The sequence below is a fragment of the Agrococcus jenensis genome, assembly GCF_003752465.1.
Lineage (GTDB): Bacteria > Actinomycetota > Actinomycetes > Actinomycetales > Microbacteriaceae > Agrococcus > Agrococcus jenensis.
This window is the reverse complement of sequence record NZ_RKHJ01000001.1, coordinates 868,146-889,165: the sequence shown is the minus strand read 5'-3', so window position 1 is coordinate 889,165 and position 21,020 is coordinate 868,146. Positions and strand designations below refer to the sequence as shown.

The following is a 21,020-nucleotide window of genomic DNA, read 5'->3' as shown; positions in this document are numbered from 1 at the left end:
GCGTGACCGGCACCGGATTGCTGCTCGCGGCGGCGCTGCGGCGCGACCGCCTCGTCGTCGTGCTGTGGGTCGTCGGCATCGCCGGCCTCTGGGCCGCGGGCGTCGGCGGCGTCGGCGCGGCGTTCGACGAGTCGGCCAGGCGCGGGCTCGTCGCGCTGCTGTCGGCGCAGCCGGCGCTGCTGCTCGCGCGCGGCGCGCCGGCCGGCACCGGCCTCGGCGCGGTCATGTTGGTGTCGACCTACGCGTACCTCGCGGTGATGGTGGCGTTCATGATGACGTTCTTCGCGGTGCGGCACTCGCGCGGCGACGAGGATGCGGGGCGCGCGGAGCTCGTCCGCGGCACCGCGGTCGGGCGCTGGGCGCCGCTCGTCGCGACGCTGCTCGCCGGCGCGATCGAGCTGGCCGTCGTGTGCGGCGTCACCCTCGCGGCATCGGTGGCGCTCGGCCTGCCGCCACTCGGCTCGCTGCTGCTGGCGGCGGCGCTCGCGGGCGTCGGGGTGGCCGCGATGCTCGTCGGGCTGCTGGCAGGGCAGGTCTTCCCGACCTCCCGCGCCGCGAACGGCGCGGCGGCGATCGTCGTCGGCGTGTGGTTCTTCGTGCGCGGCATCGGGGATGCGCTGGGCGAGCCGAGCGCCGACCTCACGCGCGTCGAGTCCGCGTGGCTCAGCTGGGCGTCGCCGATCGGCTGGGGCGCCCTGGCGCATCCGTACGCCGACGAGCCGTGGGCGCCCGACGGCACGCCGCTGCTGCTCTTCGTCGCGGCCGCCGTCCTGCTGGGCGCGATCGTGCTGGTGCTCGAGGCGCGGCGGGAGCTGGGGCGCTCGCTGCTGCCGGAGCGGCCGGGGCGGGGCGCCGGCAGTGCCCTGCTAGGCTGTCACCCGGGCGGTGCGCCGGTCGGGCTCACCGGGCGGCTGCTGCTCGGCGCGACCGTGGGCTGGACCGTCGTCGGCCTCGCGCTCGGCGTGATGGCGGGCCGCCTCGCGCCGATCATCGCGAGCGCGCTCGACGACAACCCGGCGCTGGCGGCGCTCGTGAGCAGGCTCGGCGAGGAGGGCGGCGGCGACGCCGAGGCCACCTTCATCACGGCGCTCGCGGGCATCCTCGGCGTGATCGCGTGCGCCGCCGCCATGCAGGCGGTGCTGCGGCTGCGGCACGAGGAGCAGGCGCACGGCGAGCTGCTGCTCGCGACGCCCGTGCGGCGGTCCGGGTGGCTCGGCAGCCACCTGCTGCTCGGGGCGCTCGCGGCGCTCACGACGCTCGCGGGCTTCACCGTGGTGACCGGCGCGTCGCTGGCCGCGAGCGACGACGACCGCTGGCGGCAGCTCGTCGACATCGCCGTCACGCACCTGCCGCTCGTCGCGATCTACCTCGCCGTCGGCGCGGCGCTCGTCGCCTTCCTGCCGTCGACGGTCACGTGGCTCGGCTGGGTGCTGCTCGTCGGCCTCATGCTCGTGGGCGAGTTCGCGCCGCTGTTCGGCGATGCGTGGGCGTGGATCGAGAACATCAGCCCGTTCCACTGGGTCGCGAACCCGCTGGCCGCCGATCCCGACTGGACCGGCAGCTGGTGGCTGCTGGGCGTCGCGGCGGTGCTGCTCGCCGCGTCGGTGCTGCGCTTCCGCCGCCGCGACGCCCTCGTCTGACGTTCCACGCCCACCGCCCGCACGACGCAAGCCCGGCAGCTCCGCTGAGCGGGAGCACGGGCGGACGACGCGGATCCGGCAGGGATGACGGATGCAGGGCTTGCGTTGTGCGCTGGCGCTGCTCAGCGCACCGCGCCGAGGCGCAGCCAGGCGTCCGAGCGCGCGCGGAGCCCGAGCGTGACCGCCCTGGCGCCCAGGTAGCCGAACGAGAACGCCGCCCAGATGACGGCGAGCGCATCCCAGCCCGGGACGAGCGCGAGCAGCAGCAGCGGCAGGAACACCGCGAGGTTCACGACGCCGGTCCAGGCGAGGTAGCGCGCGTCGCCGGCGCCGATCAGCACGCCGTCGAGCACGAAGACGAAGCCGGCGATCGGCTGCGCGAGCGCGAGCAGCACGAGCGCGACCGGCAGCGCCGAGCGCACGTCGGCGTCGGTGGTGAAGACGCCGCCGAGCACCCAGGCGACCGAGAGCAGCAGCGCACCGACGACGCATCCGAAGCCAACGCCCCAGCCCTGCAGCCGTCGGGTCACCGCGCGCGCCTGCGCAGCGTCGTGCGCGCCGAGCGCCTTGCCCACCATCGCCTGCCCCGCGATCGCGAGTGCGTCGAGGGCGAACGCGAGCGTCGAGAAGAGGGTGAACGCGATCTGCGTCGCGGCGAGCGCGGTGGTGCCCGCCTGCGTCGCGACCGCGGTGGTGGCGAGCAGGGCCGCCCGCAGCGAGAGCGTGCGCACGAAGAGCCAGCCACCGGTCGACGCGGTGCGCCCGAGGTCGCCCCAGCGGATGCCGAGCGGCACCCGTTCCCGGATCGCGGCGCGCACTGCGAACCAGATGAAGAACGCGGCCATGCCCCACTGCGCGATCACCGTGCCGAGCGCGCTCCCCGCGACGCCGAGCCCCACGCCGTAGATGAGCGCGACGTTGAGCACCGCGTTCGCCGCGAAGCCGATCGCGGCGACGACGAGCGGCGTGCGGGTGTCCTGCAGCCCGCGCAGCAGCCCGGTCGCGGCGAGCACGATGAGCATCGCCGGCAGGCCCAGGATCGAGATGCCGAGGTAGACCGCGGCGTGCTCGGTGACGGCGGATGCGGCGCCGAAGAGGGCGACGACCGGACCCGCGAGCGGGGCGGTCGCGAGCAGCGCGATGCCGGCGACGATCGCGAGCCAGATGCCATCGATGCCGGCGCGGATCGCACCCGGCCGGTCGCCCGCGCCGAGCAGCCGCGCGACCGCCGGCGTGGTGCCGTACGCGAGGAAGATCAGCAGCCCGACGACGGTCGAGAGCACCGCGACGCCGATGCCGACGCCCGCGAGCTCCTCCGCACCGAGGTGGCCGACGAGCGCGGTGTCGACGAGCAGGAACGCGGGCTCGGCCACGAGCGCGCCGAGCGCGGGGACGGCGAGGGCGAGGATCTCCCGATCCAGCCCATCCGCCCGCCTCCGCACCCGCCAACGCTAGCGGGGCACGCTCGCTCTAGGCTGGCGGCATGACTCTGCCCTCCGGCCTCCCCGTCGACGACTTCAGCGACCGCATCCGGCCGCAGGACGACCTCTTCCTCCACGTGCACGAGCGCTGGCTCGAGCGCACCGAGATCCCCGACGACAAGGCGCGCTGGGGCTCCTTCGCCGTGCTGGCCGAGGAGGCCGAGCGAGCCGTGCGCGAGATCGTGATCGAGATGCAGGAGGCCGAGCCGGGCACCGACGCGCGCAAGGTGGGCGACCTCTACGCGTCGTTCCTCGACGAGGCGGCGGCCGACGCGAAGGGCATCGACCCGATCCGGCCGCTGCTCGAGCGCGTCGAGCAGGTGACCGACATCGAGGGCCTGCTCGCCCTCATCGGCGACCTCGAGTCCATCGGCGGGCCGAGCATCGCCGGGCAGTGGGTCGACACCGACCCGGGGGACCCCGGTCGCTACATCGTGCAGATGAGCCAGGGCGGCCTGGGCATGCCCGATGAGTCGTACTACCGGGAGGAGAGCTTCGCCGAGGTGCGCGAGGCCTACCTGGCGCACCTGACGACGATGTTCGGCCACCTCGGCTCCGAGCACGCGGAGGCCGACGCCGCGACGGTGTTCGCGCTCGAGACCGAGCTCGCGACCCACCACTGGGACCGCGTCGCCTCGCGCGACGACGAGAAGACCTACAACCTGCAGCGGCCCGCCGAGGCGCACCCGCACCTGCAGCCCTGGCTGAGGGCGATCCGCGCGCCTGAGGGCGTCTTCGACGAGGTCGTCGTGCGCCAGCCCAGCTACTTCGAGGGGCTCGCGACGATGCTCGTCGAGGAGCGGCTCGACGAGTGGAAGGCGTGGCTGCGGATGAGCATCCTGCACGCCTTCGCCTCCTACCTCACGACGCAGATCTCGCGCGACCAGTTCGCGTTCTACGGCACGGTGCTCACCGGCGCGAGCGTGCAGCGCGAGCGCTGGAAGCGCGGCGTCTCGCTCGTCGAGGGGCTGCTCGGCGACGCGGTCGGCAAGATCTACGTCGAGCGGCACTTCCCGCCGCACGCGAAGGCGGCGATGGACGTGCTCATCGAGCACCTCGTGGGCGCCTACCGCGAGTCGATCGCGGCGCTGGAGTGGATGAGCGAGGGCACCAGGGCGCGCGCGCTCGAGAAGCTCGAGCAGTTCACGCCGAAGATCGGCTACCCCGCACGCTGGCGCGACTACGGCTCGCTCGAGATCGGCGACGACCTCGTCGCCAACGTGCAGGCGGCGACCCGGTTCGAGCACGACCGCGAGCTCGCGAAGATCGGCAGGCCGATCGACCGCGACGAGTGGTTCATGAACCCGCAGACCGTCAACGCGTACTACAACCCGGGGTTCAACGAGATCGTGTTCCCCGCGGCGATCCTGCAGCCGCCGTTCTTCGACGCCGGGCGTGACGCCGCGTCGAACTTCGGCGCGATCGGCGCGGTCATCGGCCACGAGATCGGCCACGGCTTCGACGACCAGGGCTCGAAGTACGACGGCGAGGGCCGGCTGTCCGACTGGTGGACCGACGACGACCGGGCCGCCTTCGAGGAGCGGACCGGCTCGCTCATCGCGCAGTACGACGCGCTCGAGCCCGTCGCGGCGCCCGGCACCACGGTGAACGGGGCGCTCACCATCGGCGAGAACATCGGCGACCTGGGCGGGCTCGGCATCGCGTGGAAGGCCTACGTCGCGTCGCTCGGCGGCGAGGATGCGCCGGTCATCGACGGCTACACCGGCGCCCAGCGCTTCTTCCTGTCGTGGGCGTACGCGTGGCAGCTGAAGATCCGCACCGAGGAGGCCATCCGTCTCGCGTCCCTGGACCCGCACTCGCCGAACGAGCACCGCACGAACCAGGTGGTGAAGAACCTCGACGCGTTCGTCGAGGCCTTCGACGTGCGTCCGGGCGACGAGCTGTGGCTCGATCCGGCGGCGCGCGTCACCATCTGGTGACGCGCGGCCGCGCGCCCGCCCCGCGCCCCGGTCGGGGGACGAACCTGGGAGCGCGCCGCGGTCTCGCGTGGGTATCGTTGGGGCGACCAGGTCCAGCACAGCTGGCCCCCGAACGTCAGGAGCGAACATGCGCGGCAGGATCCTCTTCGTGATCGGCCTCGGCGCGGGCTACGTGCTCGGAGCGAAGGCCGGACGTCAGCGGTACGAGCAGATCGCGAGCACCGCCGACAAGCTGTGGAACTCCCCGAGCGTCAAGAAGCAGCGCCACGAGGTGCAGCACTTCGTCGAGACGAAGGCGCCCAAGCTCGTCGAGACCGCGACGGGCGCTGCAGGCGACGCCATCGGCAAGGTGACGAAGCGCAAGGGCCGCCGCGGCGACCACGGCACCGAGATCGCGCGCCCCGAGGACGTCTGATGGTGCAGCGCAAGTCGCTCGGCGACCTCCTCTCGGAGACGCCGCAGCTCATCGTCGACCTCGTCAAGGCCGAGATCGCGCACCTGAAGGGCGAGATCTCGGAGAAGGCCAAGGGGATCGGGGTGGGCGCGGCACTGCTCGCCGCCGCCGGCTTCTTCGCGATCTTCCTCTTCGCATGGCTCATCTACGCGGGCTTCGAGGGACTCAACGTGGTCTTCGCGCCCTGGCTCTCGGCGCTCATCGTCTCGGCGGTGCTGCTGATCGTGGTCGCGATCCTGGCGCTCGCGGGCCTGAGCTCGATCAAGAAGAACAAGGACTTCGATGACCTCGAGGCCGTCGACAGCATCAAGGACGACGTGAACATGGTGCGCGGGCTCGGCTACGCGGCCGATGGCACGAACCCGCTCGACGATCTGCCCGCGCCGTCGAGCAGCGGGGCGACGGTCGCGGCGCCCAGGACGAACGGAGACGTGCGATGACCGAGCAGCGCGAGATCGACCAGCGCGAGATCGACCGCAAGCGCGAGGAGCTGCGCCAGCACCTCAACGAGATCGAGGACCGCGTCAACCCCAGGAAGGTCGCGGACCGCGTGGTGGGCAAGGCGCAGGACTCCTACAACGAGGACCCGACGCCCTGGATCGCCGGCGCCGCCGGTGTCGCCGTACTCGTGCTGGGCGGCATCGCCCTCGCGATCTTCGGCCGCAGGTAGGCGCTCGCGCGGTCAGCCGACCTCGACCACGAGGCCCGGGAGCAGCCGCAGGTTGCGCGCCACGACGCCGCCGAGCTCCCACGCGGACTGCTGCTCCGTCGCCGCGGCGATCGCCTCGAAGGTGACGGTCTGGAAGACCAGGTCGGCGAGCGGCGCGAGCCGCAGCGCGCGGTCGACGTCGACGCTCGGGAGCGCGTCGCGCCAGACCGCGGCGTAGACCGCCTTCGCGGCCGACGCCGAGGCGTCGTCGGCGAAGCGCGTGAGGTGCGTCGCATCCAGGAACGGATGGCTCACGCAGCCGTCCGTCCAGTCGAAGATGCGCAGCGCGCGGCCGTCCCACGCGACGTTGCCCAGGTGCAGGTCGCCGTGCGCGAGGGTCTCCGGGATGCCGGCCTCCCAGCACGCGCGCGTCAGGGCGACCGCGCGGTCGGCGGCGGCGCGCACGTCGGCCAGCTCGGCATCCGTGAGCAGCTCGAGCTCGGCGCTCGTGGCGAGGAGGCGCAGGAAGGCGGCGATGGTCGCGTCGGCGCCCCGGTGCTCGAGGCCCGCGGCCAGCAGCGCGGGCACGTGCTCGATCGCCTCGAGCTGCGCGGCCGCCCACCGCTGCGCGACCTCCGCCGCGGTGCCCGCGGGCTGCTCGTCCTGCTCCGTGCCGTCCATCGGCTCCATGAGCAGCCAGCCCTCGTCGCGCTCGATCGCGACGAGCCGCGGCACGAGGTCGGGCAGCAGGCGCTCGACCGCGGCGTGGATGCTGGCCTCGCGCCGGAAGTGGTCGCACGACGCCTTGCACCACAGCTCGCCGCCGTCCGTCGGCACGCGCACGACGGCCGAGATGCTCCACAGCCGGAACGGCTCGACCGGCCCCGTGCGTCGCCGCCCGCTCGGCGCGAGCACGGCGTCGATCCACGCCTCGACGAGGTCGAACCAACCCGGGCGGAACCAGTCGGGACGCAGCACCGGTGACCGCCGGGGGTCGAGCTCGGCGAGCGCGGGCGCCACCACGGCGGCGTGGGCGGGGTCCGCGAGGGCGTCGGGTGCGACGAGGGCGCCCTCGGGCGCGCCGCCCCGCATGCCCACGAGGTGCACGAAGCCGCCGTCGGCGAGCTTCGCGGTGGGGGCGAGCGGGATGTCGGCGCCGACCAGGGCGAGGACGTCGGCGAGCGCGTGGCCGTCGTGGTCGGCAGGCAGGTCGGGCAGTACCGGCAGCGCACCCGTCGCATCCACGAGCACGGCACCGCGGTGGATGAGCGCGACGTGCTCGAGCGCCGCGATCGGCGGCTCCTAGGCTGCGGCCTCGACCGGGCGCAGCTCGCGGCGGTCGACGGTGAGCTCGGCGAGGTCGACGCGCACCGCCGTCTCCGGCGCCATGCGGTTCCAGCCGTCGCCCGTCAGCCCGCTCGAGGTCACGGCGATCGAGCCGTCCTCCGAGCGACGCCAGGAGAGCTGGTAGTAGTGGTCGACGTGGCCGGCCGGCAGGTCGTCGCCGAGGCCCGACTCCTCGAACAGCTCGTGGGGGATCGGCGCGCCCTCGTTGGCGTGCACCGCGATGAGCTCTCGGGGCGAGAGCACCAGCAGGTTGAGCGCCGAGGTCGGGAACTCGCGCCGCAGCTCGGTCACCGTCGCGGTGACGGCGTCGAACAGCGGCTCGCCGGCGTCGTGCCGGCGCAGGATGAGCGCGAAGACGACCGCGGTGTCGGTCTCGCCGCCCACGCGGGCGAGCTCCTCGTCCGTCACCTTCGCGCGCAGCCGGGCGAAGGGCGTGACGGAGCCGTTGTGCGCGAGCACGATCTCGTCGACGCGGAACGGGTGCGTGTTCTGCACGCGGCTCGCGAAGCCCTCGGTCGCGAGCCGCAGGTGCGTGAGGCGAGCGCGCGAGGGCGTGTCGCCGAGCGCGTCGGTGAGGTCGGGGTTGTCGAGGCCGCGCACGGGGTCGCGGTAGCGGCGCACGGCGTCGCCGTCGAGCCACGCGGTGCCCCAGCCGTCGGTGTGCAGTCGGCCGAGCCGCTGCCACTCGACGGCGGCGCGAGCGCCGATCACGTCCTTCGTGGTGGCAGGCGCGGGGGAGACGTGCGCCAGCAGTCTGCACATGGTCTTCCCCCTCTCCGTCCCCTCCATCCTCTCGCATCCTGCGCGCCGATGTCGGATGCGTCGTCACACTCGGTCACACAGGCCGACCCACAGCCGCGCGGCGGCGCTCCCGGCTGTCGCGCCCGGATGCGGGAGGATGGTGGGATGACCGTCGAGCTCACCCCGGAGCAGCTGGCGATCTTCGCATCCATCGAGGACGGCGACGGCCACCTGTTCATCACCGGCCGCGCCGGCACGGGCAAGTCGACGCTGCTGCGGCACCTCACCGAGCACTCGAAGAAGCAGATCATCGTGTGCGCTCCGACCGGCGTCGCCGCGCTCAACGTCGGCGGCCAGACGATCCACTCGCTGCTGAAGCTGCCGCTCGGCGTGATCGCCGACGCGCCGCTGCGGCAGAGCGCCGAGCTCAAGCGCATGCTGGGCAAGCTCGACCTGCTCGTCATCGACGAGATATCGATGGTGAACGCCGACCTCATGGATGCGATCGACCGGTCGCTGCGCCAGGCCCGCGGCGTGCGGTCGGTGCCGTTCGGCGGCGTGCAGGTCGTGATGTTCGGCGATCCCTACCAGCTCGCCCCGGTGCCCGGCGATGCCGAGGAGCGCGCCTACTTCGCCGACCACTACGAGTCGATGTGGTTCTTCGACGCGCGCGTGTGGCGCGAGGAGTGCGACCTCACGGTCGTCGAGCTCGTGCACATCCACCGCCAGACCGACCTGGAGTTCAAGCAGGCGCTCAACGCGGTGCGGCACGGCACGGTGACGGCCGACATCGCGCAGCTGCTCAACGACGCCGGCGCGCGCACGCCGCCCGGCGACGACGTGCTCACGCTCGCGACCCGCAATGACACCGTCAACCGCATCAACGCGCGCGAGCTCGCGCGCCTCCCCGGCAGGCACAAGACGGCGATGGCAGAGATCTCCGGCGACTTCGGCGGCCGGCAGTATCCGGCCGACGCCGAGCTGCAGATCAAGCTGGGCGCGCAGGTGATGTTCCTGCGCAACGACGCGGAGGGGCGCTGGGTCAACGGCTCGCTCGGCAAGGTCGTCGACATCGGCGGCACCGTGTGGGTCGAGGTCGACGGTCAGCAGCACGAGGTCGAGCCGGCCGTCTGGGAGCAGTACCGCTACTCCTACTCGCCGACCACGAAGGAGATCAAGCGCAACGTGGTGGCCGAGTTCACGCAGTTCCCGCTGCGGCTCGCGTGGGCGGTCACGATCCACAAGTCGCAGGGCAAGACCTTCGACCGGGCGGTCGTCGACCTCGGCACGCGCGCGTTCGCGCCCGGCCAGACCTACGTGGCGCTGTCGCGGCTCACGTCGCTCGCTGGCCTGTACCTGACCCGGCCGCTGCGGCCCGCCGACATCATCGTCGACCAGCGCGTGCGCCGCTTCATCCACGAGGTGCGCGCGCGCGACGCGGCGCGCGCCGCGCGCGACGACCTGCGCCAGGAACCGGCGCGCGATGCCGCGCCGGCCGAGACGGCCGCGGAGGAGGATCGTCGCGACCGCGTCGACGCCTTCGCCTCCGACGCGCCGCCGCCCTTCTAGCGGCTCAGCGCGCGACGGGAGGGGCGCTGTGGTCGAGCACCGGCAGCGCCGCGAGCTCCCGCAGGAAGCGGGTCGCCGCCCGCCGCTCCTCGCTCGACATCGCCGCGGCCACCGCGAAGCGGCGCGTGTGGTCCCTGCCGACCGATGCGGTCGCGGTCTCCCGCGTCTCGTCGGTCACGACGATCGAGAGCGCGCGGCGATCGGTCGGATGCGCCTCGCGGCGGATGTGCCCGGCGTGCTCCAGGCGGTCGAGCAGCTTGGTCACCGAGGGCCCGGTGATCCCGAGGTGCTCGGCGAGCATCGTCGAGGTGACGATGCGCCCCTCGCGTCGGGCGACCATGAGGAAGCGGACCGCCCGCATGTCGTTCTCGTTGAGCTTCATGAAGCGCCGGGTGGCCTCGCTGTGCGCCTCGGACGCCTGGTGCCAGCGCCGGAGGGCGTGGAAGAGGTCCATGACCTCCTCGACGTCGGCGTCGCTCATCCCGAGCTCGGTCACGAGCTCGGCGGATGCGTCGAGGCGCCGGGGGTCGAGCATCGCTCGCTGCTCGGCGGGGATGTCCTCTGGGCGCATCATGTGCCCATAGTAGGACGAAAGACTCATAGTTGCGTAGGCTCACTATTTGCTACGGTGTCGTCATGACGATCATCGAGCCGCTCGAGCAGGAGCTCGTCGTCCTCCTCGACGAGCGACGCGAGCCGATCGGCTCCGCCCCGAAGGCGACGGTGCACACGACCTCGACCGCGCTCCACCTCGCGTTCTCGTGCCACGTGCTCGACGACGACGGTCGCATGCTCGTCACCCGTCGTGCGCTCTCCAAGGTCGCGTGGCCCGGGGTGTGGACGAACTCCTGCTGCGGCCACCCCGCGCCCGGCGAGTCGATGGAGGCGGCCGTGCGCCGCCGGCTGCAGCACGAGCTCGGCGCCGAGGTGGGCCAGCTCGAGCTCGCGCTCCCGGACTTCGCCTACCGCGCGGTCGACGCGAGCGGCATCGTCGAGAACGAGGTCTGCCCCGTCTTCGTCGCCCGCGTCGTCGGCGCGCTCGACCCGGATCCGACCGAGGTGGCCGAGTGGCAGTGGGTCGAGCCCGACCAGCTGCTCGCGGGCATCCGTGCCACGCCGTGGGCGTTCAGCCCCTGGCTCGTGCTGCAGGCCGAGCAGCTGCCCGCGCTCGTGGGTGCGCCGTGACCGCCGTCGACACCCCGACGCTGCTCGCCGAGGTCGAGCAGCGGATCGCGCTGCTCGCGGCGCCGACGGGGCAGCACCCCGTGCAGGTCGCCGCCCAGCACGCCGTCGCGGGCGGCAAGCTGCTGCGCCCGCGGCTCGTCGTCGCGGCCGCGGGCGAGGGCGCCGATCGCGAGGCGGTGATCGCGACCGCCGCGGTGGTCGAGCTGCTGCACGCGGCGCTGCTCGTCCACGACGACGTCATCGACGCCGACGACGAGCGCCGGGGCCAGCCGTCGCTGTCCCGCGCCGCCGCCGACACCGCGATCGCCGCCGGCATCCCCGCCGCGACCGCCGCGCGCATCGGCATGACCACGGCGATCGTCGCGGGCGACGCCCTGCTCGTGCGCGCGATCGCAGCGCTCGCGCGCCTCGACGTGCCGACGGCCGTGCGCATCCGGCTCGCCGACATCGTCGAGCGCGCGATGGTGCGGGCGGCGGAGGGCGAGCACGACGACGTCCTGTTCGCCGGCGCCGTGCCCGACGAGGCGGCGATCGGCCGCATCCTCGAGGGCAAGACGGCCGACTACTCCTTCCGCGCACCGCTCGAGCTGGGCGCGGTGCTCGGTGGTCGCGACGAGGCTGTGATCGCCGAGCTCGGCGCGATCGGCCTGCGGATGGGCGTGCTCTACCAGCTGCGCGACGACGTGCTCGGCGTCTTCGGCGACGAGGCGGTCACGGGCAAGAGCGTGCTCAGCGACATCCGCGCCGGAGCGCCGACGCTGCTCTCGGCGCTCGCGAGCCGCGACCCGTCGTGGGCGCGCGTTGCGCACCACTACGGCGACCCGACGGCCGACGAGGGCGCCGCAGCCCGCATCCGCGCCGTCATGCGCGGCAGCGGGGCGCTCGACGAGGTCGAGCGGCGCATCGACGCCGAGTGCGCGGCCGTGAAGGCGCTGCTCGAGGCCGCACCGATCGAGGAGCGCCTGCGAGCCGAGCTGACCACGATCGTCGGCCGCTGCGCGGAGCGCGGACGATGACGGGCCTGGAGCTCTACACCGCGACCGCGCGGCGGGCGAGCTCCGCGGTGATCGCCGCATACTCGACCTCGTTCGGCATGGCGAGCCGGCTGCTGCCGCCCGCGATGCGCGGCGACATCCAGACGGTCTACGCCCTCGTGCGCGTCGCCGACGAGATCGTCGACGGCCCGGGCGCCGAGTCGGGGCTCGACGTGGCCGCGTGCCGCCGCGTGCTCGACGGGCTCGAGCAGGAGGTCGAGCGCGCGATCGCGACCGGCTTCAGCGCCGACCTCGTCGTCCACGCGTTCGCAGAGACAGCCCGCAGGGTCGGCATCGACCGCGGGCAGACCGCGCCGTTCTTCGCCGCCATGCGCCGCGACCTCGACCCCGTCGCGTTCGCCGACGACCGCGAGCTGCGGCAGTACGTCTACGGCTCCGCCGAGGTGGTGGGCATCATGTGCGTGCGCTGCTTCACCGTCGGCCACAGCCTGCCCGACGCCGAGGCGCGGCGGGTGGCGCGCGGCGCCCGAGCGCTCGGCAGCGCCTTCCAGGTCGTCAACTTCCTGCGCGACCTCGGCGCCGACGCCCAGGGGCTCGGCCGCACGTACCTGCCGGGGCTCGACCCAGCGCATCCCACCGACGAGGCCGTGGGTCGCGTGCTCGACCGGCTCGAGGGCGAGCTGCGCATCGCCCGTGGCACGATCCCGAGCCTGCCGCGGGAGGCACGGCCCGCCGTCACGGCGGCGCACGACCTCTTCGCCTCGCTCGCGCGCCGCATCCGGGCGACCCCCGCGGCCGAGCTGCCGGCGCGGCGGATCAGCGTGCCGCGCACCGAGAAGGCGGCGATCATCGCCCGGGCGGCGCTCGGCGCGGGCCTGGCGCGCGCCTCTGCGTCGTCGGTCCGGATGCCGCGGCCGGAGCCCGTCCGATGAGCCGCATCGTCGTCATCGGCGGCGGCATCGCCGGGCTCGCGAGCGCCGGCCTGCTCGCGCGCGACGGGCACGACGTCACGCTCGTCGAGCAGTCGGACGCGCTCGGCGGCCGCGCAGGGGTGTGGCGCTCGCGCGGCTTCACGTTCGACACCGGCCCGTCGTGGATGCTCATGCGCGAGCCGTACGAGCAGGCCTTCCGGATGCTCGGATCGAGCCTCGACGCCGAGCTCGACGTCGTGCGCCTCGACCCCGCCTACAAGGTGCTGTTCGAGGGCGAGCCCGAGGCGCTCGAGATCTCGGGCGACCTCGCGACCACGATCGAGCGCGTCGAGGCGATCGAGCCGGGTGCCGGCGCGCGCCTGCGCCGCTACCTCGACTCCGCGACCGAGACCGCGGCGCTCGCGACCGGCGGCCTGCTCTCCAACCGGTTCGACTCGCCCAGCGCGTTCGCCGGGATGGGGCTCGCGCGCCGCTTCCCGACCCTCGCCCGGCTGCTCGTGGAGTCGCTCGAGTCGCGCATCGCGCGCTCGTTCCGCGACCGGCGGCTGCGGCAGGCGCTCGGCTACCCGGCCGTGTTCCTGGGCACGGAGCCGAGGTCTGCGCCCTCGATGTACCACCTGATGAGCCACTTCGACCTCGTCGAGGGCGTCTGGTACCCGCAGGGCGGCTTCACGCGGATCGTGGAGGCCGTCGCGCGGCTCGCGACCGAGGCGGGCGCGACGCTCCGCACCGGTTCGCGCGTCGAGCGCATCCTCGTCGAGGACGGCGCGGCGCGGGGCGTCGTGCTCGCCGGCGGCGAGCGCATCGACGCCGACCTCGTGGTGTCCGCCGCCGACGGCCACGCGACCGACACGAAGCTGCTGGCGCACGTGCCGGGCCTCGCCGAGCGCGGGCGCCGCCGCTGGGCGCGCGGTGTCGCCGGCCCGTCCGCCGTGCTCGTCATGCTCGGCGTCGAGGGGCAGGTCCCCGAGCTCGAGCACCACACGCTGCTCTTCACGCGCGACTGGGAGGAGGGCTTCCGCCGCATCTTCGGGCCGCCCGCCGCCGACCCCGCCGACGGCGTGACCGATCCCGCGTCGCTCTACGTCAGCCGCACCTCCGCGACCGACCCCTCGGTCGCACCGGCGGGCCACGAGGCGCTCTTCGTGCTCGTGCCCGTGCCCGCCGACGTGCGCCTGGGCGCCGGCGGCGTCGACGGCGCGGGCGACGCGGCTGTCGAGGCCATCGCCGACCGGGCGATCGCGCAGATCGCCGAGTGGGCGGGCATCGACGACCTCGCCGGCCGCATCGTCACGCGCCGCACGGTCGGCCCCGCCGACTTCGCCGCCGACTTCGACGCGTGGCGGGGCACCGCCCTCGGCCCCGCGCACACGCTGCGGCAGAGCGCGTTCCTGCGCGGCTCGACGAAGCACCCGCGCGTGCGCGACCTGCTGCTCGCCGGCTCGACGACCGTGCCGGGGATCGGCGTGCCGATGTGCTTGATCTCCGCGGAGCTCGTCGTGAAGCACGTGCGGGGCGACCGCTCGACGGGCCCGCTGCAGCCGCTCGCGCCCGCGGCCGAGGGCACCCGATGAGCCTCGCGTACCTCGGCGCGATCGCCGTCGCGGCGCTCGGCACCGGCGCGCTCGACGCCCGCTACCGCCTCGCCCTCTTCCGCGACGCCCCGCGCACCCTGCTCGCGGTGGTGCTGACCGCGCTCGTGATGGTCGGCTTCGACCTCGCAGCCATCGCGACCGGCAACTTCCGGCTCGGCGCGTCGCCCTGGATGACGGGCATCGAGGTGCTGCCGCACCTGCCGATCGAGGAGCTGGCCTTCCTGCTCTTCCTCGCATACGTCGCGCTCGTCGCCTTCACCGGCGCGGAGCGCGTGCTCGTGTCGCGCCGGACGAGGGAGGCGTCGTGACCTACGCGCTGCTGCTCGCGCCGCTGCTGGCGGCCGCGATCGTCGCGGTCGTCGTCGCGCTCCGCCGCCGTCGCCGCAGCTGGGCGTCGCTCGCGATCGCCGCCGCGATCCTGCTCACCCTCACGATCGCCTTCGACTCGGCCATGATCGCGATCGACCTCTTCCGCTACGACGACGCCCTGCTCCTCGGCCCGCGCCTCGGCCTCGCCCCCGTCGAGGACCTCGCCTACGCGCTCATCGCCCTCTTCGTCGTGGTCGCGCTCTGGCGGCTGCTGCCGACGCGCATCCGCTCGTCGCGCGCGGCGCGCGCTAGCTGGGCGGAGCGCGCGCCCGGCGGCGCGGGAGCCGGGGAGCGCGCGGATGCCTGAGGTCGATCGCGCGGCCGGCCTCGGTCGCCGCCTGCTGCTCGCCTCCCGGCCGGTCAGCTGGGTCAACACCGCCTTCCCGTTCGCCGCCGCGATGCTGCTCACCACCGGCGAGGTCGACGCCCGGCTCGTCATCGGCACGCTCTTCTTCCTCGTGCCGTACAACCTCGCGATGTACGGCATCAACGACGTCTTCGACTACGAGTCCGACGCGAAGAACCCGCGGAAGGGCGGCGTCGAGGGCGCGCTGCTGCCGCCCTCGACGCACCGCGCGACGCTCGCGTGGTCTGTCGGGCTCGCGGCGCCGTTCGTGCTCGTGCTCCTCGCGCTCGGTGGGCCCGGGTCGTGGGCGGTGCTCGCGGTGAGCCTCTTCGCGGTCGTCGCCTACTCCGCGAAGGGGCTGCGCTTCAAGGAGGTGCCGTTGCTCGACTCGATCACCTCGAGCACCCACTTCGTCAGCCCCGCCGTCTACGGCCTCGTGCTCGCGGGCGCCGACTGGAGCCCGCAGCTCGCCGCGGTGCTCGCCGCCTTCTTCTGCTGGGGGATGGCGAGCCACGCCTTCGGCGCCGTGCAGGACGTCGTGCCCGACCGCGAGGCCGGGATCGGCTCGATCGCGACCGCGCTCGGCGCCCGCGCGACCGTGCGGCTCGCGATCGCGCTCTGGGCGGCCGCCGGCGCGCTCACGCTGCTCACGCCGTGGCCCGCGTGGGTCGCGGCCGCCGTCGCGCTGCCCTACATCGTGCTCGCCGCGCCGTTCTGGAGCGTCACCGACGCTGCGAGCGCCGCCGCCAACCGCGGCTGGCGGCGGTTCCTGTGGGTCAACTACGCCGCCGGCTTCGTGGTGACGATGGTCTGCATCCTGTGGGCGATGGGCGTGCGATGACCGGCCGACACGTGCTCGTCACCGGCGCCACCGGCTACGTCGGCGGCCGCCTCGCCCCGCGCCTCGTCGAGGCGGGGCACACCGTGCGCGTGCTCGCCCGCGACCCCGGGCGGCTGCGCGACGCCGCGTGGGCGGATGCGGTCGAGATCGTCCGCGGGGACCTCGAGGCGCCGGCTGACGTGCAGCGCGTCATGGAGGGCATCGACGTCGTCTACCACCTCGTGCACGCGATGGGCGCCGGCGGCGACTTCGCGAAGGCCGAGCTCGTGCAGGCCCGGCACGTCGCTGCGGCGGCGAAGGCGGCGGGCGTGCAGCGCATCGTCTACCTGTCGGGGCTGCACCCCGAGGGGGAGCACCTGTCGAAGCACCTCGCGTCGCGCGTCGCGGTGGGCGACGTGCTGCTCGCCTCCGGCGTGCCGACGATCGTGCTCGAGGCGGGCATCGTGATCGGCTCGGGCTCCGCCTCCTTCGAGATGATCCGGCACCTCACCGACGTGCTGCCCTACATGCCCGCGCCCCGCTGGGTGCGCAACTTCGTGCAGCCGATCGCGGTGCGCGACGTGCTGCACTACCTCGTCGAGGCTGCCTCGGTGCCCGGCGACGTGCACGGCACCTTCGACATCGGCGGCCCGGACGTGCTGCGCTACGGCCAGGTGATGAACGGCTACGCGGTCGAGGCCGGGCTGCCGCAGCGGCCGATCGCGCCGCTGCCGGTGCTCACGCCGTGGCTCGCCTCCCAGTGGGTCAACCTCGTGACCCCCGTGCCGCGCGCGATCGCGATCCCGCTGATCGGTTCGCTGCTGCACGACTGCGTGGTCGAGGAGCGGCGCATCGACGCGGTCATCCCGCCGCCCGAGGGCGGCCTCACCGGCTACCGCAGGGCTGTGCGCCTCGCGCTCGCGCGCGAGCGCTCTGGCGACATCGAGTCGAGCTGGCGCTCGGCGTCGGCGGCCGGCGCGCCGTCGGATCCGCTGCCCACCGATCCGCGCTGGTCGGGCACGACGGTGTTCGAGGATGCGCGGGAGCGCACCACGTCGGCGTCACCCGCTGCGGTCTGGGCGGTCGTCGAGTCGATCGGCGGCGCTCGCGGCTGGTACTCCGTGCCGCTGCTCTGGAGCCTCCGCGGCCTCGCGGACCGGCTCGTCGGCGGCGTCGGACTGCGCCGCGGCCGCCGCGACCCCGACCGGCTGCGCGAGGGCGACACGGTCGACTGGTGGCGCGTCGAGCGCATCGACCGCGGACGGCTGCTGCGGCTGCGCGCCGAGATGAAGGTGCCGGGACGAGCGTGGATCGAGTTCGAGGTGACCCCGGAGGGCGACGGGGCGCACTACCGCCAGCGCGCGATCTTCCTGCCGAGCGGCCTCACCGGCCGCCTCTACTGGTGGTCGCTCGTGCCCGCGCACCACGTGATCTTCGAGGCGATGGCGAGCCGCCTCGTCGGGGTCGCGGAGGCGTCGGAGCGATCCTCGCGCGGCTAGCATCGAGCAGATGAGGATCTGGTCGCTGCACCCCGCGCTGCTCGACCGCCAAGGGCTGACCGCCTGCTGGCGGGAGGGACTGCTCGCGCAGGCGGTGCTCGCCGGGCGCACGAAGGGCTACCTGCGGCACCCGCAGCTCGAGCGCTTCCGCGCGCAGCCGGATCCGCTCGCGAGCATCGGCGCCTACCTCGCGCGCGTCGCCGACGAGGCGGATGCGCGCGGCTACACCTACGACCGGACGCGCATCGACCGTCCGGGGCCGGCGCCGCTCATGGCGGTCACCGACGGCCAGCTCGAGCACGAGCTGCAGCACCTGCGCGCGAAGCTCGCGGGGCGCAGCCCCGACCGCCTGCCGCTCGCGGTGCGCGCGCTGCCGCATCCGTGCTTCGTCGTGGAGGCGGGCGGCATCGAGGGCTGGGAGCGCGTGTCGGACGGGACGGGCGCGACCTCCTGAACCGGCCCCGTGCGGGGCGGACGGTCGCGCCGCGCCCCCGTCATCCCGGCTGCGCGCAGATCTCGGCCATCTCGGCGAGGTAGTCGGCGTACGGCGCGAGCCCCGCTTCTGCGCGGATCCGCTCGATGCCGTCGGGGTCAGAGAGCGGCGTCGCGGGCACCGGCCCGTCGTCCGTGCAGGCGACCTGGGTGCCGTACCGCTGAGGCGCACCCGCCGCGGCCTGGATGCGGTCGTCGAGGTAGGCGAGGTTGCCGGGCGACCCCTGGCCCGCGTCGACGGCGACGCGCAGGTGCTCGAGCGCGCACCGCTGGAACCCCGGATCGAGGTCGGCGTGCTGGGCGATCGCCCACGCCGCGTCCTCGCCGTCCTCGCCCACGAGGTCGAACGTCGGCCACCCGTGCTCCGCGATGATCTCGGCGAGCCGCTCCGTGCGCGCCGCATCGCCCTCCTCGTCGGGGCCGGTGCCGAGCCGTCCGGCCTGATCGCGCTCCAGCATCGCCACCAGCTCGTCGTGCAGCGCCTGGTCGAACGCGGTGCCGGCGGCGGGCGGGGCCGGCGCGGGGCAGTCCGGCTCGGTCTCGATCGACGTGGGCGAGCTCGATGCGGATGCCGCCGGGGATGCGGTCGGCGACGATGAGGGCGGCGTCGAGGAGTCGTCGACCACCGGGTCCGCTGCGCAGCCGCAGAGCACCGCCACGGCGAGCAGCGCCGCCGCACCGATCGAGCGCGACGCGCCGATCGATCGCGACGCACCGATCGATCGCGACGCACCGGGGGCGGCCATGGGCGCGATGCTAGTGGATGCCCGCACCTCGGCGGGGCCCTCGTCTCAGCGGTGCTCGAACCGCCAGGGGAGCGCCCCCACGTGGAGGCGGTGGCGGGGGCCTTCCTCGGTGTCGGGCAGGCCGTCGTAGGCCTCATCGCCCGCCCAGATCGCAAGCCCGCGCTCGGGGTCCTGCTTCGTCGCGTAGCGCCGCAGCTCGTGCCGCCCGATGCCCGCGATCGCCGCATCGACGGTCGGGTAGGCCATGAGCGTGTCGAGCGTCACCCAGGTGGGCGGGAACAGCCGGAGCGTGCCGGCGCCGTGCTGCTTGAGCGCATCCGCCGGGCGGATCCACCGCGCGGCCACGGCCTCGGCCTGCTGCACCACGACCTCGCCCGCGGGCGCCTCGGCGACGAAGAACCAGGTGATGAACTTCGTCGCGAGCTGCTCGGGCGGCGACCAGTGCGAGAGCGGCACGAGCGCGTCGGGCGTCACGACGAGGCCCGACTCCTCGGCCGTCTCGCGCACCGCGGCGTTGCGCGCGGTGGTCTCCTCGTCGTCGACGCGATCGACCGGCTCGACCTTGCCGCCGGGGAACACCCAGGCACCCGCGAACGCGCCGCGGTCGGGCCGCTGCAGCAGCAGCACCTCGATCGCGCCCGCGCCGTCGCGCATGAGCACGAGCGTGGCGGCGGTCGGGATGACGGTCACGGACTCACGCTATCGCTGAGGAGGCCTCATCCGCGTCTGCAATGCCGGGATGCTCGCGGATCTGCGTCACCGAGACCGCGTGCAGGTCGGGCTTCTGCGCCGGCACGGCGAGCACCTCGAGGGGCGGCGTGCGATCGAGCGACGGATCGAGCCCCTGCAGGCTCGAGAACCGCCGCGCCTGCGTGACGACGTTGCGGTCGAGCGATGCGTTGAACGCGTTGTACGCCTCGACCGTGCTGTTGAGGCGCTTGCCCAGCGTCGTGAGGTGCGACCCCATCGTGCCGAGCCGCTTGTGCAGCTCGCGGCCGACCTCGAGCACCTGCATGGCCTCGCCGGCGAGCTGCTCCTGCCGCCAGGTGTAGCCGACCGTGCGGAGCAGCGCCACGAGCGTCGCGGGTGTGGCGAGGATGACGTTCCGAGCGAAGGCGCGCTCGAACAGCGTGGGGTCGCGCTCGAGCGCCGCGTTGAGGAACGGCTCCGCGGGCACGAACATGACCACGAACTCGGGAGTGCCGGGCACCGCCTCCCAGTAGGCCTTCGAGCCCAGCTGGTCGATGTGGTCGCGCATGTGGCGCGCGTGGGCGTCGAGGCGCTTGTCGCGGGTCGCGTCGTCGCGCGCCTCCATGGCCTCGAGGTAGCCGCTGAACGCGACCTTCGCGTCGACGATCACCTGCTTGTCGCCCGGCAGGTGCACGAGCATGTCGGGGCGCAGCGCGCCGTCGTCGGTGGCGTGGTGGGCCTGCTCGGTGAAGTCGACGTGCTCGAGCATGCCGGCCGACTCGACGACGCGCCGCAGCTGCAGCTCGCCCCAGCGCCCGCGCACCTGCGGCGCGCGGAGCGCGGTGACGAGCTGCCGCGTCTCGACGGTCAGCTGCTCGGACGATGCGCGCATGGCCCGCAGCTGCTCGGCAAGCGCGGCGTTCGCCTGCGCGCGCGCCTGCTCGGCCGCCGTCACCTCGCCGCGCACCGACTCGAGCGACTTCGACAGCGGCTCGACGAGCTGCTGCACCGCGGCCTCGCGCTTCGCGAGCTCGGCCGCGCCCTCGGTCTGCGATCGCCGCAGCCGCTCCTCCGCCTGCTCGAGGAAGACGGCGGAGTTGCGCTCGAGCGCCGCGCTGCTGAGCGCGGCGAACTCGTCGGCGCGGCGCTGCGCATCCTGCTGCAGCTCGGCGAGCACCTCCCTGCCGCGCTCCCGCTCCTCCGCGACGCGGCGCTGCGCCTCGTCGCGCACCTCCTCGAGCTGGGCGGCGTGACGGCGCTCCGCGATGTCGCGCTCCCGGATGCGCTCGGCCTCGAGCACCTCGAGCCGGCTCCGCGCGGCCAGCAGGTCGCCCGTGGTCGCGGCGCTGTCGGCGGTGGCGCGCGCGTGCCCGATCCGCGTGCCGAGCAGCGCGCCGAGCGCGCCGGCGAGCAGCACGGCGGCGAGTGCGGCGACGATGACGAGCGGCTCCATGGGTCCATGGGACCAGAGGCCGGTGACATCGTCGCCGGGACGCGCCAGCGGGGCGGATGCCCGGCGTCGTAGGGTCG

22 protein-coding genes are annotated in these 21,020 nt (G+C 74.1%); 15 read left to right on the top strand and 7 right to left on the bottom strand.

Annotated elements, in window-relative coordinates:
- The first annotated feature begins 2 nt into the window (after nucleotides 1-2).
- A complete protein-coding gene (locus EDD26_RS04370; protein WP_123696589.1) occupies nucleotides 3-1,640 on the top strand; it encodes an ABC transporter permease in 1,638 nt (545 codons plus the stop codon).
- A gap of 122 nt (nucleotides 1,641-1,762) precedes the next feature.
- Here EDD26_RS04370 and EDD26_RS04365 read toward each other — a convergent pair whose 3' ends face one another.
- The gene (locus EDD26_RS04365) at nucleotides 1,763-3,082 is read right to left on the bottom strand and encodes an MATE family efflux transporter (RefSeq protein ID WP_123696588.1); all 1,320 of its coding nucleotides are present in this window, start codon (nucleotides 3,080-3,082) and stop codon (nucleotides 1,763-1,765) included.
- 41 nt (nucleotides 3,083-3,123) lie between these two features.
- Between EDD26_RS04365 and EDD26_RS04360 the strand changes: the two genes are divergently transcribed.
- The 4 genes from EDD26_RS04360 to EDD26_RS04345 all read left to right on the top strand — a co-directional run bounded on the left by EDD26_RS04360 (nucleotide 3,124) and on the right by EDD26_RS04345 (nucleotide 6,185).
- Nucleotides 3,124-5,061 (top strand): M13 family metallopeptidase, encoded by a 1,938-nt coding sequence (locus EDD26_RS04360; RefSeq protein ID WP_123696587.1) that lies wholly within the window; start codon nucleotides 3,124-3,126, stop codon nucleotides 5,059-5,061.
- Between the two features lie 127 nt (nucleotides 5,062-5,188).
- A complete protein-coding gene (locus tag EDD26_RS04355) occupies nucleotides 5,189-5,476 on the top strand; it encodes a hypothetical protein (RefSeq protein WP_123696586.1) in 288 nt (95 codons plus the stop codon).
- Nucleotides 5,476-5,955: a phage holin family protein gene (locus EDD26_RS04350; protein ID WP_123696585.1), complete on the top strand. Its 480-nt coding sequence runs from the start codon at nucleotides 5,476-5,478 to the stop codon at nucleotides 5,953-5,955. Before EDD26_RS04355 ends, EDD26_RS04350 begins: the two co-directional genes overlap by 1 nt.
- Nucleotides 5,952-6,185, top strand: coding sequence for a DUF3618 domain-containing protein (locus tag EDD26_RS04345; RefSeq protein WP_123696584.1), 234 nt, complete (start codon nucleotides 5,952-5,954; stop codon nucleotides 6,183-6,185). Before EDD26_RS04350 ends, EDD26_RS04345 begins: the two co-directional genes overlap by 4 nt.
- Nucleotides 6,186-6,197: 12 nt before the next feature.
- On the opposite strand, the gene EDD26_RS04340 is transcribed toward EDD26_RS04345, so the two are convergent.
- Nucleotides 6,198-7,415, bottom strand: a complete 1,218-nt coding sequence (locus tag EDD26_RS04340) for an aminoglycoside phosphotransferase family protein (protein ID WP_123696583.1) — start codon at nucleotides 7,413-7,415, stop codon at nucleotides 6,198-6,200.
- 51 nt (nucleotides 7,416-7,466) lie between these two features.
- Nucleotides 7,467-8,273 (bottom strand): class II glutamine amidotransferase, encoded by an 807-nt coding sequence (locus tag EDD26_RS04335; protein WP_170165530.1) that lies wholly within the window; start codon nucleotides 8,271-8,273, stop codon nucleotides 7,467-7,469.
- 144 nt (nucleotides 8,274-8,417) lie between these two features.
- Here EDD26_RS04335 and EDD26_RS04330 point away from each other — a divergent pair, with 144 nt between their 5' ends.
- Entirely contained in the window at nucleotides 8,418-9,821 is a 1,404-nt protein-coding gene (locus tag EDD26_RS04330) for an ATP-dependent DNA helicase (protein WP_123696581.1), read from the top strand.
- 4 nt (nucleotides 9,822-9,825) lie between these two features.
- Here the strand turns inward: EDD26_RS04330 and EDD26_RS14995 are convergent, their stop codons facing one another.
- A complete protein-coding gene (locus tag EDD26_RS14995) occupies nucleotides 9,826-10,395 on the bottom strand; it encodes a MarR family winged helix-turn-helix transcriptional regulator (RefSeq protein ID WP_281273311.1) in 570 nt (189 codons plus the stop codon).
- A gap of 62 nt (nucleotides 10,396-10,457) precedes the next feature.
- On the opposite strand from EDD26_RS14995, the gene idi reads away from it, so the two are divergent.
- From idi to EDD26_RS04280, 9 genes are read left to right on the top strand one after another with little or no spacing between them, the layout of a single operon-like run.
- Nucleotides 10,458-11,006, top strand: coding sequence for an isopentenyl-diphosphate Delta-isomerase (gene idi, locus EDD26_RS04320; protein ID WP_211333825.1), 549 nt, complete (start codon nucleotides 10,458-10,460; stop codon nucleotides 11,004-11,006).
- Nucleotides 11,003-12,022 carry a polyprenyl synthetase family protein gene (locus EDD26_RS04315; RefSeq protein ID WP_170165529.1) on the top strand — a complete coding sequence of 340 codons (1,020 nt, stop codon included), beginning with the start codon at nucleotides 11,003-11,005 and terminating at the stop codon, nucleotides 12,020-12,022. Before idi ends, EDD26_RS04315 begins: the two co-directional genes overlap by 4 nt.
- Nucleotides 12,019-12,933 (top strand): phytoene/squalene synthase family protein, encoded by a 915-nt coding sequence (locus EDD26_RS04310; RefSeq protein WP_123696579.1) that lies wholly within the window; start codon nucleotides 12,019-12,021, stop codon nucleotides 12,931-12,933. The genes EDD26_RS04315 and EDD26_RS04310 overlap by 4 nt, the downstream gene beginning before the upstream one ends.
- The gene (crtI, locus tag EDD26_RS04305) at nucleotides 12,930-14,507 is read left to right on the top strand and encodes a phytoene desaturase family protein (protein WP_123696578.1); all 1,578 of its coding nucleotides are present in this window, start codon (nucleotides 12,930-12,932) and stop codon (nucleotides 14,505-14,507) included. Before EDD26_RS04310 ends, crtI begins: the two co-directional genes overlap by 4 nt.
- Nucleotides 14,504-14,836 (top strand): lycopene cyclase domain-containing protein, encoded by a 333-nt coding sequence (locus EDD26_RS14990; protein ID WP_123696577.1) that lies wholly within the window; start codon nucleotides 14,504-14,506, stop codon nucleotides 14,834-14,836. Before crtI ends, EDD26_RS14990 begins: the two co-directional genes overlap by 4 nt.
- Nucleotides 14,833-15,204 carry a lycopene cyclase domain-containing protein gene (locus EDD26_RS04295; RefSeq protein ID WP_123696576.1) on the top strand — a complete coding sequence of 124 codons (372 nt, stop codon included), beginning with the start codon at nucleotides 14,833-14,835 and terminating at the stop codon, nucleotides 15,202-15,204. Before EDD26_RS14990 ends, EDD26_RS04295 begins: the two co-directional genes overlap by 4 nt.
- Nucleotides 15,197-16,084, top strand: coding sequence for a prenyltransferase (locus EDD26_RS04290; protein ID WP_123696575.1), 888 nt, complete (start codon nucleotides 15,197-15,199; stop codon nucleotides 16,082-16,084). Before EDD26_RS04295 ends, EDD26_RS04290 begins: the two co-directional genes overlap by 8 nt.
- On the top strand, nucleotides 16,081-17,562 hold the full coding sequence (locus tag EDD26_RS04285; RefSeq protein WP_123696574.1) for an SDR family oxidoreductase: 1,482 nt from the start codon (nucleotides 16,081-16,083) through the stop codon (nucleotides 17,560-17,562). The genes EDD26_RS04290 and EDD26_RS04285 overlap by 4 nt, the downstream gene beginning before the upstream one ends.
- A 10-nt stretch (nucleotides 17,563-17,572) precedes the next feature.
- A complete protein-coding gene (locus tag EDD26_RS04280) occupies nucleotides 17,573-18,016 on the top strand; it encodes a pyrimidine dimer DNA glycosylase/endonuclease V (RefSeq protein ID WP_123696573.1) in 444 nt (147 codons plus the stop codon).
- A gap of 40 nt (nucleotides 18,017-18,056) precedes the next feature.
- On the opposite strand, the gene EDD26_RS04275 is transcribed toward EDD26_RS04280, so the two are convergent.
- Genes EDD26_RS04275 through EDD26_RS04265 form a run of 3 tightly spaced genes read right to left on the bottom strand, consistent with a single transcriptional unit; the run spans nucleotide 18,057 to nucleotide 20,943 of the window.
- On the bottom strand, nucleotides 18,057-18,800 hold the full coding sequence (locus EDD26_RS04275; protein ID WP_123696572.1) for a DUF6624 domain-containing protein: 744 nt from the start codon (nucleotides 18,798-18,800) through the stop codon (nucleotides 18,057-18,059).
- A gap of 45 nt (nucleotides 18,801-18,845) precedes the next feature.
- A complete protein-coding gene (locus EDD26_RS04270; RefSeq protein WP_211333824.1) occupies nucleotides 18,846-19,490 on the bottom strand; it encodes an NUDIX hydrolase in 645 nt (214 codons plus the stop codon).
- A 4-nt stretch (nucleotides 19,491-19,494) separates the two neighbouring features.
- On the bottom strand, nucleotides 19,495-20,943 hold the full coding sequence (locus EDD26_RS04265; RefSeq protein WP_123696571.1) for a DNA recombination protein RmuC: 1,449 nt from the start codon (nucleotides 20,941-20,943) through the stop codon (nucleotides 19,495-19,497).
- Nucleotides 20,944-21,020: the final 77 nt, after the last annotated feature.

Coding starts and splice junctions, on each gene's coding strand:
- EDD26_RS04335 (WP_170165530.1), bottom strand. CDS start 8,273: ATGTGCAGACTGCTGGCGCACGTCTCCCCCGCGCCTGCCACCACGAAG.
- EDD26_RS04285 (WP_123696574.1), top strand. CDS start 16,081: ATGACCGGCCGACACGTGCTCGTCACCGGCGCCACCGGCTACGTCGGC.
- EDD26_RS14990 (WP_123696577.1), top strand. CDS start 14,504: ATGAGCCTCGCGTACCTCGGCGCGATCGCCGTCGCGGCGCTCGGCACC.
- crtI (WP_123696578.1), top strand. CDS start 12,930: ATGAGCCGCATCGTCGTCATCGGCGGCGGCATCGCCGGGCTCGCGAGC.
- EDD26_RS04355 (WP_123696586.1), top strand. CDS start 5,189: ATGCGCGGCAGGATCCTCTTCGTGATCGGCCTCGGCGCGGGCTACGTG.
- EDD26_RS04360 (WP_123696587.1), top strand. CDS start 3,124: ATGACTCTGCCCTCCGGCCTCCCCGTCGACGACTTCAGCGACCGCATC.
- EDD26_RS04350 (WP_123696585.1), top strand. CDS start 5,476: ATGGTGCAGCGCAAGTCGCTCGGCGACCTCCTCTCGGAGACGCCGCAG.
- EDD26_RS04290 (WP_123696575.1), top strand. CDS start 15,197: ATGCCTGAGGTCGATCGCGCGGCCGGCCTCGGTCGCCGCCTGCTGCTC.
- EDD26_RS04280 (WP_123696573.1), top strand. CDS start 17,573: ATGAGGATCTGGTCGCTGCACCCCGCGCTGCTCGACCGCCAAGGGCTG.
- EDD26_RS04330 (WP_123696581.1), top strand. CDS start 8,418: ATGACCGTCGAGCTCACCCCGGAGCAGCTGGCGATCTTCGCATCCATC.
- idi (WP_211333825.1), top strand. CDS start 10,458: ATGACGATCATCGAGCCGCTCGAGCAGGAGCTCGTCGTCCTCCTCGAC.
- EDD26_RS04310 (WP_123696579.1), top strand. CDS start 12,019: ATGACGGGCCTGGAGCTCTACACCGCGACCGCGCGGCGGGCGAGCTCC.
- EDD26_RS04265 (WP_123696571.1), bottom strand. CDS start 20,943: ATGGAGCCGCTCGTCATCGTCGCCGCACTCGCCGCCGTGCTGCTCGCC.
- EDD26_RS04345 (WP_123696584.1), top strand. CDS start 5,952: ATGACCGAGCAGCGCGAGATCGACCAGCGCGAGATCGACCGCAAGCGC.
- EDD26_RS14995 (WP_281273311.1), bottom strand. CDS start 10,395: ATGATGCGCCCAGAGGACATCCCCGCCGAGCAGCGAGCGATGCTCGAC.
- EDD26_RS04275 (WP_123696572.1), bottom strand. CDS start 18,800: ATGGCCGCCCCCGGTGCGTCGCGATCGATCGGTGCGTCGCGATCGATC.